Origin of the sequence: Halomonas flagellata (assembly GCF_022487945.1) — a bacterium.
GTDB lineage: Bacteria > Pseudomonadota > Gammaproteobacteria > Pseudomonadales > Halomonadaceae > Halomonas > Halomonas flagellata.
This window is the reverse complement of sequence record NZ_JAKVPY010000003.1, coordinates 80,004-93,382: the sequence shown is the minus strand read 5'-3', so window position 1 is coordinate 93,382 and position 13,379 is coordinate 80,004. Positions and strand designations below refer to the sequence as shown.

At 67.9% G+C, this 13,379-nt stretch carries 13 protein-coding genes and 1 pseudogene; 6 read left to right on the top strand and 8 right to left on the bottom strand.

What is annotated here, in order from left to right:
- Positions 1-66: 66 nt before the first annotated feature.
- The 3 genes from MKP05_RS03275 to MKP05_RS03265 all read right to left on the bottom strand — a co-directional run bounded on the left by MKP05_RS03275 (position 67) and on the right by MKP05_RS03265 (position 2,522).
- Complete coding sequence (locus tag MKP05_RS03275) at positions 67-1,056, bottom strand: succinylglutamate desuccinylase (protein ID WP_110282421.1); 990 nt, start codon at positions 1,054-1,056, stop codon at positions 67-69.
- Positions 1,046-1,183: a hypothetical protein gene (locus MKP05_RS03270; protein WP_181421967.1), complete on the bottom strand. Its 138-nt coding sequence runs from the start codon at positions 1,181-1,183 to the stop codon at positions 1,046-1,048. The genes MKP05_RS03275 and MKP05_RS03270 overlap by 11 nt, the downstream gene beginning before the upstream one ends.
- Positions 1,184-1,445: 262 nt before the next feature.
- A complete protein-coding gene (locus MKP05_RS03265) occupies positions 1,446-2,522 on the bottom strand; it encodes a tartrate dehydrogenase (RefSeq protein ID WP_240567001.1) in 1,077 nt (358 codons plus the stop codon).
- A 132-nt stretch (positions 2,523-2,654) separates the two neighbouring features.
- On the opposite strand from MKP05_RS03265, the gene MKP05_RS03260 reads away from it, so the two are divergent.
- Together MKP05_RS03260 and MKP05_RS03255 are read left to right on the top strand one after the other, a co-directional pair.
- Positions 2,655-3,602, top strand: a complete 948-nt coding sequence (locus MKP05_RS03260) for a LysR family transcriptional regulator (protein WP_240567000.1) — start codon at positions 2,655-2,657, stop codon at positions 3,600-3,602.
- The gene (locus tag MKP05_RS03255; RefSeq protein WP_240566999.1) at positions 3,599-4,924 is read left to right on the top strand and encodes a glycosyltransferase; all 1,326 of its coding nucleotides are present in this window, start codon (positions 3,599-3,601) and stop codon (positions 4,922-4,924) included. The genes MKP05_RS03260 and MKP05_RS03255 overlap by 4 nt, the downstream gene beginning before the upstream one ends.
- Positions 4,925-4,931: 7 nt before the next feature.
- On the opposite strand, the gene MKP05_RS03250 is transcribed toward MKP05_RS03255, so the two are convergent.
- Genes MKP05_RS03250 through MKP05_RS03240 form a run of 3 tightly spaced genes read right to left on the bottom strand, consistent with a single transcriptional unit; the run spans position 4,932 to position 8,006 of the window.
- Positions 4,932-5,618 (bottom strand): TVP38/TMEM64 family protein, encoded by a 687-nt coding sequence (locus MKP05_RS03250; protein WP_240566998.1) that lies wholly within the window; start codon positions 5,616-5,618, stop codon positions 4,932-4,934.
- Positions 5,615-6,430 (bottom strand): M90 family metallopeptidase, encoded by an 816-nt coding sequence (locus MKP05_RS03245; RefSeq protein ID WP_240566997.1) that lies wholly within the window; start codon positions 6,428-6,430, stop codon positions 5,615-5,617. The genes MKP05_RS03250 and MKP05_RS03245 overlap by 4 nt, the downstream gene beginning before the upstream one ends.
- Before the next feature lie 4 nt (positions 6,431-6,434).
- The gene (locus MKP05_RS03240; RefSeq protein ID WP_110282415.1) at positions 6,435-8,006 is read right to left on the bottom strand and encodes a bifunctional GNAT family N-acetyltransferase/carbon-nitrogen hydrolase family protein; all 1,572 of its coding nucleotides are present in this window, start codon (positions 8,004-8,006) and stop codon (positions 6,435-6,437) included.
- Positions 8,007-8,219: 213 nt separating this feature from the next.
- On the opposite strand from MKP05_RS03240, the gene MKP05_RS03235 reads away from it, so the two are divergent.
- From MKP05_RS03235 to MKP05_RS03220, 4 genes are all read left to right on the top strand, one after another.
- Positions 8,220-9,413, top strand: coding sequence for an ABC transporter ATP-binding protein (locus tag MKP05_RS03235; protein WP_240566996.1), 1,194 nt, complete (start codon positions 8,220-8,222; stop codon positions 9,411-9,413).
- Positions 9,410-10,702 carry an ABC transporter substrate-binding protein gene (locus MKP05_RS03230; RefSeq protein ID WP_240566995.1) on the top strand — a complete coding sequence of 431 codons (1,293 nt, stop codon included), beginning with the start codon at positions 9,410-9,412 and terminating at the stop codon, positions 10,700-10,702. Before MKP05_RS03235 ends, MKP05_RS03230 begins: the two co-directional genes overlap by 4 nt.
- A 146-nt stretch (positions 10,703-10,848) precedes the next feature.
- Positions 10,849-11,736: a carbohydrate ABC transporter permease gene (locus tag MKP05_RS03225; protein WP_110282412.1), complete on the top strand. Its 888-nt coding sequence runs from the start codon at positions 10,849-10,851 to the stop codon at positions 11,734-11,736.
- A gap of 19 nt (positions 11,737-11,755) precedes the next feature.
- Positions 11,756-12,607, top strand: coding sequence for a carbohydrate ABC transporter permease (locus MKP05_RS03220; protein WP_240566994.1), 852 nt, complete (start codon positions 11,756-11,758; stop codon positions 12,605-12,607).
- Here MKP05_RS03220 and MKP05_RS03215 read toward each other — a convergent pair.
- Both MKP05_RS03215 and MKP05_RS03210 read right to left on the bottom strand, forming a co-directional pair.
- Positions 12,604-12,780, bottom strand: a pseudogene (locus tag MKP05_RS03215) (EamA family transporter); the annotation flags it as partial. The gene MKP05_RS03220 and the pseudogene MKP05_RS03215 sit on opposite strands and share 4 nt — an antisense overlap.
- A gap of 23 nt (positions 12,781-12,803) precedes the next feature.
- Positions 12,804-13,070, bottom strand: a complete 267-nt coding sequence (locus tag MKP05_RS03210) for a DksA/TraR family C4-type zinc finger protein (protein WP_240566993.1) — start codon at positions 13,068-13,070, stop codon at positions 12,804-12,806.
- Positions 13,071-13,379 lie beyond the last annotated feature (309 nt).

The window sequence follows — 13,379 nt, the reverse complement described above, 5'->3', positions numbered from 1 at the left end:
GTTGTAGTTTTGCCATGTTTTCGTCTGTGGATTCGTGTTTTTGCCACAGGATCCTGTGCGGCGCGATCAGGTCTCGGGTGCCGACGCGGGGCTGACCAGCAGGGCCGCCCGGGCTCCCGGCTCGACCTGGGCATTGGGAAAGACCACCCGCAGGGGCGTCGCGCCGACCCGGTAGTCGCCGGCCTTGCCATCCTCGGCCAGCAGGGTGCCGGGGGCGAACTCGGTGAAGTTGGGCGTGTCGTCGGGAAAGCAGAGCCGGAACGCCTCGGCCTCGCGCATCAACTCGTGCTCGACCTGGAAGAAGGCCATCCGCCCGGGGTCGCCGGCGGCCGGCTCGCGTCCGGCGATCAGCGACTCGAGCAGCCGCCCCATGGGGGCCAGGGCCGCCAGGTCGTTGTGGCCGAAGGGCAGGGCACGCCCGAGCTCGAGGGTGAAGGCCTGGGCGCCGTGATAGTGCTTCGAGTAGTGGGAGAAGGTCCAGCTGTGGCGGTGCTGGTGGAGCACCGCCTGGATGCCGGCGGCGGCGAACCAGCGCCACTGCTCGGGGGCCACGGCGGTCGCGGCGTAGGGGCTGACCACGAAGCATGGGTAGCGGCTGTCGCGGATCGCCGTATGCAGGTCATAGTGGAGTCGCGAGTGTGCCGGGTGGCGGGCATGGAAGCCGTCCACGGCGGCCATCAGCTCACGGGCCCGGTCGGGCTCCATCCCCACCTCATCGATATCGCGTCGGAACAGCCGGTTGAGGTTGGTGCTCACGTAGCGCTCGGCACGGCGGATCGCCTCGAGGTTGCCGAGGATCACCAGCACCGGCGCGCCCAGCCGGGTGAGACCCGCCTCGAGGCGTGCCAGGCACTCGCCGAGCAGTTCGATGGGGGCGGTCTCGTTGCCGTGGATGCCGGCCGAGAGCACGGTGGCGCGGGGCGCCTCGCCTGGCTGATCGGGGATGAGTTCGAGCAGCCCGGGGCCGAGCAGCCGGTAGCGCCCGCCGGGGATGCGACCTTCCGGACGCTCCGGGGTACGCGCCTCGAGGCTCAGCGTCAGCCACTCAGACAGCATGATCGCGGCGTACCTCGGTGATCTCGAGGCCCGGGTCGGCCTGCCGGGCGCCGTGGTGGTGGGTCATGGCGGTGTCGCGGTTCAGCAGGCGGGTGCAGTGCTGCGCGAGACTCGTGTCGAAGGGCATGGGGCCACCTTGGGGTCGGGTTGTCGGGCCGGTCGAGGAACACCTTCCATTGCCGGGTCCCGTGTCTCAAGGGGCGACGTCGGCCCGATGAAAGTGCCGGGTGCGATAGTGAAACTCGGTGGATCGCGCCGTGACCTTGGCACGATGGGCGAGCATGTGGCGCGGATCGCCGCCCGCCTCGCGGGGTGATCGACCGCCTGCCCGAACGCGCAGCGCCCCGCCCGGTTTCCCGGGCGGGGCGCTGTCGGTGACGGGGCGGGAATCAGCCGGCTGCCAGGCGCTCGGCGATGGCCCGGCCCAGGGTCTCGGTCGTTCCGTGGCCGCCGGCATCCGCGGTCAGCACCGCCGGGTCGGCCTCGGCCAGTACGGCCTCGAAGGCATCGACGATCGCCTTGCCGGCTTCCTTGTGGCCCAGGTGCTCGAGCATCATGGCGGCCGACCAGATCTGGCCGATGGGGTTGGCGATGCCCTTGCCGGCGATGTCCGGGGCGCTGCCGTGGACCGGCTCGAACAGGCTCGGGAACTTGCCCTCCGGGTTGATGTTGGCCGAGGGCGCCACGCCGATGGTGCCGGTGCAGGCCGGGCCCAGGTCGGAGAGGATGTCGCCGAACAGGTTGCTGGCCACCACCACGTCGAACCAGTCGGGGTGCATCACGAAGTTGGCGGTCAGGATATCGATATGGAACGCATCGACACTGACGTCGGGATAGTTCGTGCTCATCGCCTTCACCCGCTCGTCCCACCAGGGCATGGTGATGGCGATGCCGTTGGACTTGGTGGCCGAGGTGAGCTTTTTCCGGGGGCGGGTGGCTGCCAGGTCGAAGGCGTATTTCAGCACCCGGTCGACGCCCACCCGGGTCATCACCGTCTCCTGGATCACCACCTCGCGCTCGGTGCCCTCGAACATCCTGCCGCCGACGCTGGAGTATTCGCCTTCGGTGTTCTCGCGCACCACGTAGAAGTCGATGTCGCCGGGCCGGCGGTCGGCCAGGGGGCTCTTGATGCCCGGCAGCAGCTTGCAGGGACGCAGGTTGATGTACTGGTCGAACTGGCGGCGGAACTGCAGCAGCGAGCCCCACAACGAGATGTGGTCCGGCACCTTCTCCGGCCAGCCCACGGCGCCGTATAAGATGGCGTCGAAGTCCTTGAGCCGGTCGAACCAGTCGTCGGGGAGCATCCGGCCGTGCTCGAGGTAGTAGTCGCAGCAGGCAAAATCGAAGTGCTCGAGGGTCAGGTCGAGGTCGAAGCGCCTGGCGGCGGCCTCGAGAACCCGCAGGCCTTCCAGCATCACTTCGGTGCCGATGCCGTCGCCGGGGATGACCGCGATACGATGGGACATGAAACTCCTCCTGGGGCAGGGACATGATCGAGTCAGTCCAGTCTAGTCTGTGACCATGACGAGATAATCGGGGTACAATGCAATTCATTGTTGAGTGAAAGTGGAGAGTGCCTTGATCAGGGGGGAACGCTAATGGCCCAGTTCGACGATCTGGCCTTCTTCCAGCGCCTGGCCCATGCCGGCAGCCTCACCGCCACGGCGCGTGAGCTGGGCGTGTCGCTGTCGGCGGTGAGCAAGCGCCTCAAGCAGCTCGAGGGGCGGCTCGGGGTGGCGTTGGCCAGCCGCACCACCCGGCGCCTGACCCTGACCACCGAAGGTGAGCTCTATCTGGCTCGCGGAGCGGCGATCCTCGAGGAGCTACACGAGCTCGAGGAGACCCTGGGCGAGCATCAGGCCGAGCTCTCCGGCCCCCTGCGGATCCACTCCACCTTCGGCTTCGGTCGCCGCCATGTGGCGCCGCTGCTCTCCGCGTTCTGCCGCGAGCATCCCGGCATCGAGGGGGTACTGGAGCTCTCCAACTTCCCGCTCAGCCTGGGCGACCAGGGCTTCGATATCGGCATCCGGGTGGGCGAGCCGCCGGACTCGCGGCTGGTGGCCCGGCGGATCCTCGCCAGCCGGCGGATACTCTGCGCCTCCCCGACCCTGGCGGCGACCCTGCCCCCGCTGCGCGCGCCGACCGACCTGACCGGACATGCCTGCCTGCTGCTGCGCGAGAACGACAGCGACTTCGCCGTGTGGCGTTTCCAGCGGCGCGGTCGCCCGGCGGAGGAGCAGGCGGTGAAGGTCGCCGGCCCGCTCGCCAGCAACGATGGCGAGGTGATCGTCGGCCTGGCGCTGGACGGCCACGGTATTGCCCTGCGCTCCTGGTGGGACGTGCACCGGCACCTGGCCAGCGGTGCCCTGGTCGAGCTGCTGCCGGACTGGCAGGGGGTGCGGGCCGACTTCCATGCGGTCTACCAGCAGCGTCGCCATGTGCCGGCGCGCATCCGGGCGTTTGTCGCCTATCTTGAACAGGAGATGGTCAAGCGGGTGCCGCCTCTGCAGCCTGGCCCGCTTACCGGGAGTGGGGAGTCGCCGTGAATGTGCTGATGTTCACCAATACCTACCTGCCCATCGTCGGCGGGGTCAGCGAGTCGGTGCAGCGGTTGAAGCGCCGATTGCAGGCCGTCGGGCACCGGGTGCTGGTCGTGGCACCGAGGCTCGCAGGGCAGCCCGAGCACGAAACGGATGTGGTACGAGTGGCGGCGGTACAGCATTTCAATGGCAGCGACTTCTCGTTGCCGGTCCCGATCCCGGGACAGCTCATCGATGCCATCGAGACCTTCGCACCGGACATCGTGCACTCCCATCATCCCTTCCTGCTGGGCGATACCGCGGCCCGGGCGGCGGAGACCTACGGCCTGCCATTGGTGTTCACCCATCACACCCTCTACGAGCATTACACCCACTATGTGCCCGGCGACTCGCCGCGCATGCAGCGCTTCGCCATTGCCCTGGCCACCCAGTACACCTGGCTGTGCGACGAGGTGATCGCCCCGAGCGAAAGCATCCGCGACCTGCTTCGCGAGCGCGAGGCCAATCCGGCGCTCAGCGTGGTGCCCAGCGGGGTCGACACGCTAGGCTTCGTCCTGGGTGACGGTCGTGGCTGGCGGGAATGGCTGGGGATTCCGGCCGATGCCTATGTGGTCGGCCACCTGGGGCGCCTGGCCAGGGAGAAGAACCTGACCCTGCTGGCCGAAGCGGTCGCCAGGGCCCTGGCCGAGTTGCCCGAGGCGCATTTCCTGGTGGTTGGCGAGGGAGAGGCCCGTCACGCCATGTCGGCCATCGCCGCCGACCATGACGTGGCCGAGCGCTTCCACTTCACGGGAAGGCTGCACGGTCAGGCGCTGATCGATGCCTACCACGCCATGGACCTCTTCGCCTTCGCCTCGCACAGCGAGACCCAGGGAATGGTGATTGCGGAGGCGATGGCCGCGGGACTGCCGGTGGTGGCGATCTCCGCCCCGGGCGTACGGGAGGTGGTGCGCGATGGCTACAACGGACGCCTGCTGATCGGGGACGATGACGAGGCCATGGCCGAGGCCATCATCGAGCTGGCCCCGCCAGCGCGGCGCGAGCCGTTGCGCCGGGCGGCCCTGGCCACGGCAGAGGCCTTTGATGAGCGCCACTGCGCTGAGCGTTGCCTGGCGGTTTACCGGCGGGCGATCGCCCGGGGTGGCCCCTTCACCCACGCCGATGACGGCGGCTGGGAGTGGGTGCGGGGGCGCCTCGGTGCCGAGTGGCAGATGCTTCGCTATCGGGGACGCCTGCTGCGCCATGTGGTGCAGGAGGAGTGGGAGCAGGAGCGCCCCTCCTGGTGGCCGGGCAGTCGCCACGACGGGCCCGGGTTGCCGCCGAAGTAGGGCCGGGTCAGGGATGGGCGCGACGCCGCCGACGGTCGGCCCAGCGCTTGAGCCCGACCAGCAGCAGGACGCCGACGAGCAGTCCCCCTGCCGCCCACAGCAGTTCGCCGCGGCTCTCGGCGGTGGCCAGCTGCCCGAGCTGGCTGCCGAGCAGCGTGACCCCGGCCAGGCCCGGGGCGATCCCCAGCAACGATCCGATCATGTAGTCGCGGAAGCGCAGGTGGAAGGCGCCGGCCATCAGGTTGGTCAGGGTGAAGGGGGCCAGCGGCAGCAGGTTCACCAGGGTCATGGTGCGGATGCCGCGGCCGGCAAGGTAGCGGGACAGGCCGTGCAGGCGGTGCCCGCCATGGCGCAGCAGGGCGTCCCGCCCCAGCCGGCGTCCCACCCACCAGGTCAGCATCGAAGCCGCCAGGGTGCCGGCCAGGGCGTAGGCGAAGCCCCACCAGGGGCCGAACAGCAGGCCGGTCAGGGCCACCAGCAGGCTCAGCGGGAACATCACCAGCGATGCCCCGGCATAGAGGCCCATGACCACCAGCACCGCCCAGGGGGCATCGCGCCAGGCCACCGATCCCTTCACCAGCCTCATCAGGCTCTCCACCGTCAACAGGTCCTGCATGGCCAGCCACTGCCACAGCACGCCCAGGGCTATCAGTCCCAGGACCAGCAGGAGGGGGATCGCCAGGCGTCGGCTCATGGTGTCGGTTCGCTCCGGGCGGGCTGCCGGGCCAGCGGATCCTGCCGGAAGTAGCGCACCAGCAGCGCATGGAGCTCGGGATAGGCCCGGTGGAGCACATCGGGGGCGGTGAAGAAGTGCTCGCAACACACCGCGAAGCACTCGCCCGGGTGGCTGGCGGCGTAGTCGTCGATGGGGGTGGCCTCGCCGTGCTCGAGCCGCGCCCGGAGATCCTGCCATACGCCCATGAACACCCGGTGCCATTCCCTGGGGTCGATCTCGCGAGGCAGCGGCGGAAAGCCGTCCACGTCGAGCGAGTTGCCCAGGTCGAGCTTGTGGGCCAGCTCGTGGATCACCACGTTGAAGCCGCTCCAGTCGCCGCTCTCCATCAGGTCGGGGAAGGCGACCACCACCGGGCCCTGGGAGGAGGTCTCGCCGGCTCGCTCGTCGACGTATTCGTGCATCACGCCGAACTCGTCCATCTCCTCGACCTGGCGCTGGAAGGCGTCGGGCAGTATCAGGATCTCGTGGACCCCGACGAAGGCCTCTTCGTGTTCCGTTTCGCTCCAACCCAGGGTCAGCAGGCAGGCCTGGGCGGCCAGCGCCAGCTGCGCCGGCAGGTCGAAGGGAGTGGTCTCGACCAGCGCGGGATGCAGGCTGACCCGCTTGGCGTGCAGGAAGCGCCAGGCACGGCGCCCCAGTCGCCCCGCATCGTCGTCGCCGAGCGTCGCCAGCAGCGGCAGGCGCGAGCGGGCTTCCCGCCAGGCCTCCTCGGGGAAGGGGTGGCGGGCCTCGAAGCTCTTCGCCCGCCAGCGGCGCAGGTGGCCCAGCATGGCGTCAGCTCTCTTCCAGGTTCGCCCCGGACTTCCACGACCAGTCGCGCCAGCGCAGGTCGAAGAGGTCCTTGCGGCGATCCTTGAGGTTGGTCACCGAGCCTTCGGCACGCACCACCGTCAGCCGGGTCAGGTCCAGGTCCGAGAACATGATCATCTCGGTGTTGGGCGTGGTCTCGGAGAGCACCGCATCGTGGGGGAAGGCGAAGTCCGAGGGCGAGAAGACCGACGACTGGGCGTACTGGATGTCCAGGTTCTCGATGGACGGCACGTTGCCGACGCTGCCGCACAGCACCACGTAGCACTCGTTCTCGATGGCTCGGGCCTGGGCGCAGTGGCGCACCCGCAGGTAGCCGTTCTTGGTGTCGGTCCAGAAGGGCACGAAGAGGATGTCCATGTCCTGGTCGGCGAGCAGGCGCGAGAGTTCCGGGAACTCCACGTCGTAGCAGATCTGGATGCCCACTCGGCCGGCATCGGTCTGGAACACCAGCAGCTCGTCGCCCCCCTCGATCACCCAGTCGCGCCGCTCCTGGGGGGTGATGTGCAGCTTGGCCTGGCGCTCGATGCTGCCGTCGCGATGGCAGAGGTAGGCGATGTTGTAGAGGCGGTCGTCCTCGCCCACCTCGATCATCGAGCCGGCGACGATGTTGATGTTGTAGGAGACCGCCATGCGCGACAGCTCGGTCTTGAACTGGTCGGTGAAGCCGGCCAGGAAGCGCACGGCGGCCATCTGGTCCTGCTGGGCGGCGCGGTCCTGCAGGCCCATCAGCGGGGCGTTGAAGAGCTCGGGAAAGACTGCGAAGTCGCTCTGGTAGTCGGCCAGGGCATCGACGAAGTACTCGATCTGCTGCAGCACCGCCTCGACCGAGGCGAACTCGCGCATCTGCCACTGCACCGCGCCGACCCGCACCTGGGTGGGACGGTTCTCCAGCACCCGCTCGGCAGGCTCGAAGAGGATGTTGTTCCACTCGAGCAGGGTGGCATAGCCCTGGGACTTCTCGTCCTCCGGCAGGTACTTGCGCAGCAGGCGCTTGACCTGGAAGTCGTTGGCAAGCTGGAAGGAGAGGATGGGGTCGTGGATCTCCTTGCGCGCCACCTTGTCGAGGTATTCGGCCGGCGAGAGTTCGTGGGCGTGCTCGTGGTACTGGGGAATCCGCCCGCCGGCGAGTATCGCCCGCAGGTTCATCGAGCGGCACAGCTCCTTGCGCGCCTCGTAGAGGCGCCGGCCCAGGCGGTAGCCGCGATAGTCCGGATGGATCAGCACGTCCAAGCCGTACATGGCGTCGCCGTCCGGGTCGTTGAGGATGGTCTCGCGCTTGCCGATCAGGTCATCGTAGCGGTGCGGGTTGGAGAAGGTGTCGTAGTCGACCAGCGCCGTCAGGGCCACGCCGACGATGGTGGCGTCGTCCTCGATGACGAGCTGCCCGTCGGGGAACTCCTTGATCAGCTTGTCGATGGTGGGTCTCGGCCAGGCGCCGCCGATGTCGTCGTAGACCCGATCCATCAACGCCTGGAGCTGCGGGTAGTCGTCCGGGGTCAGGTTGCGCAGGTTCAGATGCAGATCGTCGAGGGACATGGCGCGTCGGTTCCTGGTCAAGGTGAAAGGCGAATTCTAGCATGCACGTGAACGTCACCGGCTGTCATGCCTGGCTCATGGCCCTGTCATCGCGGTGTCATCCGGCCCATGGACGATGCCCGCAAACCGGTGGATCACCGGCTACGCTGTTCAAGGGAGGACGGGACGCCCGGCGGGTCGTCCTGCCCCAGGCATTCGGGCAACGAGCACGCCATGCGCGACGACAGGAACGATCACCAGCGAATCCGGCTCGAGGCGGTGAGCAAGGTCTGGAGCGGCCAGGCGGCCGTCGACCGGATCTCCTTCGCGGTGGCGCCCGGCGAGTTCGTGATCCTGCTGGGTCCCTCGGGCTGCGGCAAGTCGACCACCCTGCGGATGATCGCCGGCCTCGAGCCGGCGAGCGAGGGCCGTATCCACATCGGCGAGCGCGACGTGACCCACCTGCCCCCGGGAGACCGCGGCATCAGCATGGTGTTCCAGTCCTATGCGCTCTTTCCCCACCTCAGCGTGGCCGACAACATCGTCTTCGGCCTGCGCAGCCGCAAGGTGCCCAGGGCCGAGCGCGAGTCGCGGCTGGCCCGGGTGGCGCAGCTCGTCGACCTCGAGGCGTACCTCGCGCGCAAGCCGGCCCAGCTCTCCGGCGGCCAGCGCCAGCGGGTGGCCCTGGCCCGGGCGATCATCTCCGAACACCCCATCTGCCTGATGGACGAGCCGCTCTCCAACCTCGACGCCCGGCTGCGCGGGGAGATGCGCCGCGAGATCAAGGCGTTGCAGCAGCGGCTCGGCATGACGGTGATCTACGTCACCCACGACCAGGTCGAGGCCATGAGCATGGGCGACCGGGTGATCCTGATGGAGGCGGGGGGCATCGTCCAGGACGGTACCCCCGGCGAGCTCTACAACCGGCCGGCCACGGCCTTCGCCGCGAGCTTCATCGGCAGCCCGGCGATGAACCTTGTGGCGCTTTCCGCCGCGGCCGATGGCGCCGTCATCGACGGCGAGCCGCACTGTTCCATCGCCTCCCACGAGGCCAAGGGCCACCTGCTGGGCGTGCGTCCCGAGGATATCGCCATCCTGCCCAGTGAGGCGCCCGGCGTGCCGGCCGAGGTGATCGACGCGGAGTATCTCGGCGCCGACAGCATCGTGCGACTCAAGGTCGGCCACCAGGAGCTGCGGGCCCGGGTCGACGGTGTGCCCGTGGTCGGAGCGGGGTCGCCCTGCCGGCTGCAATGGTCGCCCTCGGCGGCCCACTTCTTCAGTGCTGGAGACGGGCAACGCCTGGCACTCCAGGGATATGACCTCGCCGCGGGCCCCGGCCGGCTGGCGCAGCAACACCCGGTGCAGAGACACGAGGCCCGGACCTCGCCCAACCAGGTAGGGAACGACTCTCCAGGAGTGAACCGATGAACGCGCGACTTCCCCTCAAGACGAGCGGTCTGGCCGTGGCCGGGCTGCTGGCCGCCGGCTCGCCGTCCGCCCAGGCACAGACCGAACTGACCATGTACTACCCGGTGGCGGTGGGCGGCGCCCTCACCGAGGTGATCGACGGCCTGGTCGCCGACTTCGAGGCCGAGCACCCGGACATCGCGGTGGACGCCATCTACGCCGGCAACTACGACGACACCCGGGTGCGGGCCATGTCGGCGGTCGAGGCCGGCGATGCGCCGCAGCTCTCGGTGATGTTCTCCATCGACCTCTACGAACTCATCGAACAGGACGTCATCGTTCCCTTCGACGACCTGATCGAAACCGACGAGGAGCGCGAATGGCTCGACGGCTTCTATCCGGCCCTGATGGAGAACGGCCGGCTCGACGGCCAGACCTATGGCATCCCCTTCCAGCGTTCGACCATCGTCTTCTACTGGAACAAGGACGCCTTCGCCGCCGCCGGGCTCGACCCCGACACCCCGCCCGAGACCTGGGAAGAGATGGCCGAGATGGCCGCCGCCGTGCGCGAGGCCTCGGGGGGCGAGCAGTGGGGCGTGATGGTGCCCTCCACCGGCTACCCTTACTGGATGTTCCAGGCCTTCGCCTTCCAGAACGGCCACCGGCTGATGAGCGACGACGGCACCGAGGTCTACTTCGACGACCCGGCGGCCATCGAGGCGCTGGAGTACTGGGTATCGCTGGCCGCCGAGCATGACGCCATGCCCTCTGGCACCATCGAGTGGGGCACCCTGCGCCAGAACTTCATCGAGCAGTCCACGGCCATGATGTGGCACAGCACCGGCAACCTCACCGCGGTGCGAGGCGAGGCAGGCTTCGACTTCGGCGTGGCCATGCTGCCCATGAACACCCAGCGCGGCAGCCCCACCGGCGGCGGCAACTTCTACCTCTTCAAGGACGCCAGCGAGGACGAGCAGCGCGCCGCCATGACCTTCATCCGCTGGATGACCGCACCGGAACGCGCCGCGGCCTGGTCCATGGAGACCGGCTACATGGGCGTCAGCCCGGCGGCCTACGAGACCGAGGCGCTGCGGGACTACGTCGAGGCCTTCCCGCCGGCGGCGGTGGCCCGCGACCAGCTCGAGCATGCTACCGCCGAGCTTGCCACCTACCAGGGCGGCCGCGTACGCCGGGTGCTGGACAACGCCGTGCAGGCGGCCCTCACCGGCCAGATGTCGCCCGAAGAAGCGCTGGCCCAGGCCCAGGCGGAAGCCGATGCGGCCTTGCGCCGCTATGCACGCTCGCGCTGAGTTCTAGCGCAGCGTAATCAGGGCGCCGGGGGCAAGGGCGAAGAGGAGGTCATTTGCCAGGGATGGCAAATGTAGCGTCCAGGGAGGGATTCACAGCGCCTCCTCGTAGGCCTTGCCCCCGGATCAGCCCCCAGATAGGACATGTCATGGTGATCCAGAGCGCCGATCGGCGCATGCAGGTCTATGGCGCGCTGTTACTGCTGCCGGCGGCGGTACTGCTCGGTACCTTCGCCTACCTGCCGACCGTCGCCACCCTGATCAACAGCCTCTTCCTGCCCGGTTTCCGCGGCGCGCCGCCGGAGTTCGTCGGGCTCGAGAACTATGCGCTGCTGATCGAGGATCGCACCTTCTGGAAGGTCGCCCGCAACAACCTGATCTATGCGCTCGGCACCATCCCCACCTCCATCGCCCTGGCGCTGGGCATGGCGCTGTTCGTCAATGCCCGCCTGCCGGGACGCGGCCTGGTGCGCATGGCCTATTTCACGCCGACCATCCTGCCGATGATCGCCGCGGCCAATATCTGGATGTTCTTCTACGCGCCGCAGATCGGCCTGTTCAACAGCCTGCTGGGCTCGATCGGCATCAGCGGGCCGAACTGGCTGGGCGATCCGGGCGTGGCGCTCACCTCGGTGATCGTGATGACCGTCTGGAAGGAGGCCGGTTTCTTCATGATCTTCTACCTGGCGGCACTGCAGAGCATCCCGCCGGAGCTCGAGGAGGCCGCCACCCTGGAGGGCACCAGCCGCTGGAGCTTCTTCTGGCGGGTGACCTTCCCGCTACTGATGCCGACCACCCTGTTCGTGCTGATCAATGCGCTGATCAACGCGGTGCGGGTGGTTGACCACCTGTTCATCCTCACCAAGGGCGGGCCCAACAACGCCACCAATTTGCTGCTCTACTACGTCTACGAGAACGCCTTCTCGTTCTTCGACCGCACCTATGCCGCCACCATCACCGTGGTGATCCTGCTGGTGCTCGCCGTGGTGGCGACGATCAAGTTCCGCGTGCTCGATCCCCGCACGCACTACCAGTGATGATCTCGAGGAGCGGGCCATGACCACGCCAACCGCCGCCGCAGCCACGACCCCGACACGCCGACGGGTGCGTTTGCCCCGTCTGGAAACCACCGCCGCCTGGCTGCTGGCGATCATCTGGATCTTCCCGCTGCTCTATGCCTTCTGGGCGGCCTTTCATCCGCCGGCCTTCATGGTGCGCTTCGAGTTGCTGGCGCCGCTGACGCTCGACAACTTCACCGACGCCTGGGAGCAGGCGCCCTTCGCCCGCTACTACGTCAACACCTTCCTGCTGGTCACCGGCATCGTCGCCGCCCAGTTCGTGGTGTGCACCCTGGCGGGCTTCGCCTTCGCCCGCTTCCCGCTTCCCGGCAAGGACATCCTGTTCATGCTGGTGCTGATCCAGCTGTTCGTCTTCCCCGAGGTGCTGATCGTCGAGAACTACCGCATCGCCAGCGCGTTGGGGCTGGTCGACACCATCACCGGCATCGGGCTGCCCTACGTGGCCAGCGCCTTCGGTATCTTCCTGCTGCGCCAGACCTTCAAGACCATTCCCCGCGAGTTGGAGGATGCCGCCCGGGTCGAGGGCTGCGGCTGGATGGCGATCCTGCTCAAGGTGTACGTGCCGCTGGCCAGGCCCACCTACCTGGCCTATGGCCTGGTCTCCATCAGCCACCACTGGAACAACTTCCTGTGGCCGCTGGTGGTCACCAACTCGGTGGAGAGTCGCCCGCTCACCGTGGGGCTTGGCATCTTCTCGGCGCCGGAGACCGGCGTCAACTGGGCCACCGTCAGCGCCGCCACCCTGCTCAGCATCGCCCCGCTGCTGGTCGCCTTCCTGCTCTTCCAGCGCCAGTTCGTGCAGTCCTTCCTCAGGGCGGGGATACGCTAATCGGCGATACGGTCCCTGCTTGCCTGCCTTGGTGGCAGGGTCAGCGTCTTGGCCATGATCACGCCGGCCAGCACCAGCACACCGCCGATCAGGTGGAAGAGCGAAATGCGCTCGCCGAGGAAGGCCATGGCGATCAGCGCGCTGAACAGCGACATCAGGGTGATGAAGATGGCGCCGCTCTCGTGCTACCCGTGTGTCAGCGCAGCTGGCTGTCCTTGCTACCGCGTCGGTTGTAACCGCTGAAGGCGGTCCGCTGCTTGTCGCGCTCGCCCTGGCAGGCGATGCACAGCCGCACCCCCGGCACGGCCTCGCGGCGGGCCTGGGGGATCTCGTCGTCGCACTCCTCGCAGTGCTTCCGGCTCTCCCCCTGGGGCAGCTCGCTGCGCGCCCGCTGCAGCGCATCCTCGATGGTGCTGTCGATCTGCTCCTGCACGGCCCCGTCTCTCGACCAACCTCCAGCCATGATGTCGTCTCCTTCGGCTCTCGATGAGCCGTCTACCGGTCCTGAGAGTCTGGGCTATCCGGCTTGTCCTGACCAGTGGCATCGGGCCCCACGAGGGGGGCTGATGGCTGGGGCCTGCAGTCAGTAAGTTGTTGTCAAATTGAAAAGCTGGGATAGGGGCGATGGGAAGAATGGATTGAGTCTCGGATATGAAGTGGGAGGCCTTGACGCTCCTGCTTCTCCCTGTGGATCCAAGGTGCTGCAGCTATTCCATGAATCCAGGGCTTGTGAGGAAAAAGTCTATACTGCTCTACAGCTTATAACAAAAGG

Bases quoted from the DNA above. Each gene is read 5' to 3' on its own strand.
- MKP05_RS03260 (WP_240567000.1), top strand. From the start codon at position 2,655: ATGGCCCAGTTCGACGATCTGGCCTTCTTCCAGCGCCTGGCCCATGCC.
- MKP05_RS03240 (WP_110282415.1), bottom strand. From the start codon at position 8,006: ATGTCCCTCGACGATCTGCATCTGAACCTGCGCAACCTGACCCCGGAC.
- MKP05_RS03245 (WP_240566997.1), bottom strand. From the start codon at position 6,430: ATGCTGGGCCACCTGCGCCGCTGGCGGGCGAAGAGCTTCGAGGCCCGC.
- MKP05_RS03230 (WP_240566995.1), top strand. From the start codon at position 9,410: ATGAACGCGCGACTTCCCCTCAAGACGAGCGGTCTGGCCGTGGCCGGG.
- MKP05_RS03270 (WP_181421967.1), bottom strand. From the start codon at position 1,183: ATGCCCTTCGACACGAGTCTCGCGCAGCACTGCACCCGCCTGCTGAAC.
- MKP05_RS03210 (WP_240566993.1), bottom strand. From the start codon at position 13,070: ATGGCTGGAGGTTGGTCGAGAGACGGGGCCGTGCAGGAGCAGATCGAC.
- MKP05_RS03220 (WP_240566994.1), top strand. From the start codon at position 11,756: ATGACCACGCCAACCGCCGCCGCAGCCACGACCCCGACACGCCGACGG.
- MKP05_RS03235 (WP_240566996.1), top strand. From the start codon at position 8,220: ATGCGCGACGACAGGAACGATCACCAGCGAATCCGGCTCGAGGCGGTG.
- MKP05_RS03275 (WP_110282421.1), bottom strand. From the start codon at position 1,056: ATGCTGTCTGAGTGGCTGACGCTGAGCCTCGAGGCGCGTACCCCGGAG.
- MKP05_RS03250 (WP_240566998.1), bottom strand. From the start codon at position 5,618: ATGAGCCGACGCCTGGCGATCCCCCTCCTGCTGGTCCTGGGACTGATA.
- MKP05_RS03265 (WP_240567001.1), bottom strand. From the start codon at position 2,522: ATGTCCCATCGTATCGCGGTCATCCCCGGCGACGGCATCGGCACCGAA.
- MKP05_RS03225 (WP_110282412.1), top strand. From the start codon at position 10,849: ATGGTGATCCAGAGCGCCGATCGGCGCATGCAGGTCTATGGCGCGCTG.